Here is a 4211-nt window from a genome sequence, read left to right as displayed (position 1 = left end):
ATGCTAAATTTCAAACCTTCCATTTCCTCCAAAATATAATCTCTTCCTTTGTATAATTTAATATCTGTATCATATAAAGTATCGTTTGCTTTATTATTGATAACGTATTGCAATGACGTAATTTGAGGGAATTTTTCGTAAAGGTGATCCAGAATTAATTCTCTGTTGTTCTTATCATTTTCAAAAAACTGAATCAAAACCATGATTTCACCAGTCGAAGCCGTTCTTAGCATCAAGGTTCTAAGCAAACCAGAATGTTCTCTTGGGTTGAAAAACGTGAGTCCGTTTGCATTTGCAAAATCACGAACAGCGTTTCTTATTGCATTCGATGGATCTTCTTGCAAATGACATTTGTTAATATCCAGAATTTTATCCCACATTTTAGGAATATGGAAACCAAGTGCGTTTCTGTTTCCTAAATCTTCAGTACTACTAATTTCCTTTTCGGTCAACCAGCGACTGTTAGAAAACGAAAATTCCATTTTGTTTCTGTAAAAAAACTGTTTCTCTGAACCTAGAATCGATTCAAATTCTGGAAGCTCCACTTTTCCAATGCGTTGTAAATGATTCAGCACCTCATTTTGCTTGTAATACAACTGTTGGCTGTACTTCATATTCTGCCATTTACAACCACCACAAACACCAAAATGCTCGCAAATTGGTTCAATTCTATGTTCAGAAAATTCATGAAAGTGAACTGCTTTTCCTTCGTAGTACGCCTTACGTTTCTTGAACGTTTGCACATCAACCACATCGCCAGGAACGACATTTGGGATAAAAATTACTTTACCATCCGGCGCCTTTGCTACCGATACGCCTTTTGCACCAGCATCAAGGACTTTTATTTGATGAAAGACAACTTTGTCTGTATTTTTCTTAGCCATAGCGCAAAAATAAGCGTTTGAATGGTTTTATAAATTCAAATTGGGAATTTTTTTTAAAATCACCTAGTTTTATTTGTGCCTTTTCCTGCTTTTCGTTGCAAATCCTTGTTTCAGGAGCTCAAAACCGGCGAGAAAAGGAGCTTGCTGCGGTCGCTCTTTTCTCGCACGGTTTTTTACGCTTCTGCACCTTCGGGATTTTCACTACAATCAGGGGCAGCGTGTGACTAATGGAATCAATCAAGGCGCTACTTTTTCTGTTGTTTTTTACTATAAATTTTGACTGGCAAAACATACTATAGATTCACCTATGGTTCATTTTTTTTTCAACCCAAATTAACGAAGGCCTTTCAATACTCATCAAAATTTTATAAATATGTAGCGGTGTAGGTTCTCAAGTAGATTATGTAAATTATGTAATGTTTTAATTTAATTGAATAACAATTCCATTCAATTGTATTAATAAATTTGTTTTAATATCATTATTAACATAATTTTTGTCATTAATTTAAAATAATTAACATGAAACAAATACAAAACAGCAGCACAAATTTTAAAAAAACTTTAGCAATAGCGTCACTTTTCTTATTTCAAGGAATCGCACAGGCGCAAGATAAAGAAGTAGATGTAAATTTGAATTTAAACGATGGAGGAAATGATTGGTATGCAGAACCATGGCTTTTAGTTGTAGGTGCGGCCGTTTTCATAATTATTATAGTTGCGCTATTAAGAGGTAAAAGCAGTAACTAAAAAACACATCACATAGTATTGATTTGAGTTTTAAATCGGTATAAATTGACCTAATATTGGTTTAATTTATACCGATTTTTTATTTTTTTATGCCAAACCAAATGCTGCAATATTATTCTTTTGCAGTTTAAACTTATTTTATTTATTGCTGTAGTGCAACATCGTAATTTTATAAAATAGATCTACTCTATTATGTAAATTTATTTGTAATACAGTTTAAAACGAAAGGATTATAGTTTATGTGGACACTTCTAGAAACTTTTAAAGTCAATAGACAGAATCCGCATGCTATTGATGTCGTTTTGTTTAATGATTTTTTAAATTAACGTTAAATGTCAAGCTCATGAAAGGGTTTCTTTTTTAAAAAGCTTAAATTTGAGTATATAAAAAAATAGATATTATGAAAAGAAACGCAACAGCAGTCTGGAATGGTTCACTCAAAGAAGGAACCGGAAAATTAACCACACAAAGCACCACTCTAAACGATACGCAATATTCCTTTAAATCTCGTTTTGAAGAAGGCGTAGGGACAAATCCCGAAGAACTGATTGCAGCGGCTCATTCAGGTTGTTTTACGATGCAACTTTCGGCATACATTACCGAAGCTGGTTTTGAAATTGAAAGTATCGAAACCAAATGCGATATTGATTTGGTCGACGGAACAATTTTAACGTCACATTTAACGGTTCAGGCGAAAGTCACTGGAATAACTGATGATGCTTTTCAGCAATTGGTCACTAAAGCTGAGAAAAATTGTCCTATTTCTAAAGTATTGAATGCAGCAATTTCAAGTACAGCCACTTTAGGATAATCAAAATTTAACATTTTAAAAAGGCTCGATTTAATGCAAATCGAGCCTTTTTATTTTTTACAAAGAAATTATGAATTTCATTCCTATAATCTAATTATTTTGTCCCAAGATTTCTACGATTGCTTTTTCAGCAAGAGGTGCCATTATTTGATACCCTAATTTGTTGGGATGTACGCCGTCTCCGGAATAGTCTGCACGCAATCCGTTGTGTTTATCTTTCATAGCCGAAAAATAATCGAGATAAAGAATGTTATTGGCGTCAGCATAATTTTTTATCATTTTATTTAAAGCAATCACTTTTTCAGCTGGATTTTGATTGGGATTCCAAGGGAAATCATGCGCTGGCAATACAGAACATAAAATCACTTTAATTTGGTTTGCTTTTGCCAATTCAGCCATCGAAAAGATATTGTTGGCTATCATTTCTAAAGTCGTGGGACCTGTATTACCGGCAATGTCATTGATTCCTGCTAGAATATGCACAACGGCTGGCTGCAACGCAACAACATCAGCTCTAAAACGAACAAGCATTTGAGGTGTTGTTTGACCGCTGATGCCGCGATTGATATAAAGACTTTCATTAAAAAAAAGAGGATCCGAAATGCTCCAAAATTCGGTTATTGAATCACCCATAAAAACTACTCTTTCTTTGCTAGAAGTTGCTTTTTGCAGTGTCGTATTTTCGTTTTGGTATTTTTTTAAATTTGGCCAATCTTGAGCTAATTGTCTTCCCATAGTAATCACATAAAGAATTGTCTTCCTGAGTCAAGACACTTTTTCTAAAATTGAAATAAAGATAAAGTTGTTTGTACAATCCTATTAACACTAATCGAATAAATCCGAAGATAAATACCGGTCGCCACGGTCACAAATAATGGCTACAATTACGCCAGAATCTAATTCTTCGGCAATTTTAACCGCAGTTGCAACTGAACCACCGCTACTCATTCCCGCAAAAATTGCTTCCTCTAGCGCCAAACGTTTGGTCATGGCTCTAGCTTCTTCCTCTGAAACTTCAATGATTCGATCAACTTTATCAGCATCAAATATTTTTGGTAAATATTCCTGTGGCCATTTTCTAATTCCCGGTATTTGAGATCCATCGCTGGGTTGAGCGCCCACAATCTGAATGGCTGGATTCTTTTCTTTTAAATAACTTGAAGTACCGATTATGGTGCCCGTGGTTCCCATAGCTGCAATAAAGTGCGTTACAGTTCCTTCGGTATCGTTCCAAATTTCTGGTCCAGTTGTTTTGTAATGCGCTTTCCAGTTGTCTTCATTTGCAAACTGATTGAGCATTACGTAACCGCCTTCGGCTACTTTTTTGTCGGCATAATCTCGTGATCCAATAATTCCCGTTGCCGCAGGAGTTAAAATCACAGTAGCGCCATATGCACGCATTGTTTGCGTACGTTCTTTAGTAGAATCTTCTGGTAAAACTAATTCAATTTCGATATGGAACAACTGTGCAATCATTGCCAAAGCAATTCCGGTGTTGCCACTTGTGGCCTCAATTAGCTTGTCTCCTTTTTTGATATCCCCTCGTTCTATGGCAGCAGCGATCATGTTGTAGGCGGCACGATCTTTTACACTACCTCCTGGGTTGTTGCCTTCGAGCTTTAATAAAAGTTTTACATTCTTGTTTTGTACCAAGTTAGTAGCTTCTACTAATGGTGTATTGCCAATTAGGTCTAATATTTTTTGTGATTTCATGCGGTATAGTAACTTAAGGCGCAAACCTCAGATTTTAGGTTTACAATTGATATTCA

The 4211-nt window shown here is 35.3% G+C and carries 5 protein-coding genes; 2 read left to right on the top strand and 3 right to left on the bottom strand.

The genetic code is table 11. The features are described 5' to 3' along the window. Positions 1–884: class I SAM-dependent RNA methyltransferase (locus AC061C_RS15300; protein WP_478291889.1), on the bottom strand; the 884-nt coding region annotated here is incomplete at its 3' end. Positions 885–1403: 519 nt separating this feature from the next. Between AC061C_RS15300 and AC061C_RS15295 the strand changes: the two genes are divergently transcribed. Together AC061C_RS15295 and AC061C_RS15290 are read left to right on the top strand one after the other, a co-directional pair. Continuing rightward, the gene (locus AC061C_RS15295) at positions 1404–1631 is read left to right on the top strand and encodes a hypothetical protein (protein WP_478291888.1); all 228 of its coding nucleotides are present in this window, start codon (positions 1404–1406) and stop codon (positions 1629–1631) included. A gap of 400 nt (positions 1632–2031) precedes the next feature. Continuing rightward, positions 2032–2442, top strand: a complete 411-nt coding sequence (locus tag AC061C_RS15290; protein ID WP_417943411.1) for an OsmC family protein — start codon at positions 2032–2034, stop codon at positions 2440–2442. Between the two features lie 90 nt (positions 2443–2532). On the opposite strand, the gene AC061C_RS15285 is transcribed toward AC061C_RS15290, so the two are convergent. Both AC061C_RS15285 and cysM read right to left on the bottom strand, forming a co-directional pair. Further along, positions 2533–3177 carry an SGNH/GDSL hydrolase family protein gene (locus tag AC061C_RS15285; RefSeq protein ID WP_478291887.1) on the bottom strand — a complete coding sequence of 215 codons (645 nt, stop codon included), beginning with the start codon at positions 3175–3177 and terminating at the stop codon, positions 2533–2535. A gap of 90 nt (positions 3178–3267) precedes the next feature. Then, positions 3268–4155: a cysteine synthase CysM gene (gene cysM / locus AC061C_RS15280; protein ID WP_478291886.1), complete on the bottom strand. Its 888-nt coding sequence runs from the start codon at positions 4153–4155 to the stop codon at positions 3268–3270. Between the last annotated feature and the right edge of the window lie 56 nt (positions 4156–4211).

The organism is Flavobacterium sp. GNP010 (genome assembly GCF_056428945.1).
Note: the sequence above shows the minus strand (reverse complement) of the source record. Positions and strands in the feature narration are given on the sequence as shown.

Excerpts from the sequence above, each read along its gene's own strand:
- AC061C_RS15295 (WP_478291888.1), top strand. The coding sequence starts at position 1,404 with ATGAAACAAATACAAAACAGCAGCACAAATTTTAAAAAAACTTTAGCA.
- AC061C_RS15285 (WP_478291887.1), bottom strand. The coding sequence starts at position 3,177 with ATGGGAAGACAATTAGCTCAAGATTGGCCAAATTTAAAAAAATACCAA.
- AC061C_RS15290 (WP_417943411.1), top strand. The coding sequence starts at position 2,032 with ATGAAAAGAAACGCAACAGCAGTCTGGAATGGTTCACTCAAAGAAGGA.
- cysM (WP_478291886.1), bottom strand. The coding sequence starts at position 4,155 with ATGAAATCACAAAAAATATTAGACCTAATTGGCAATACACCATTAGTA.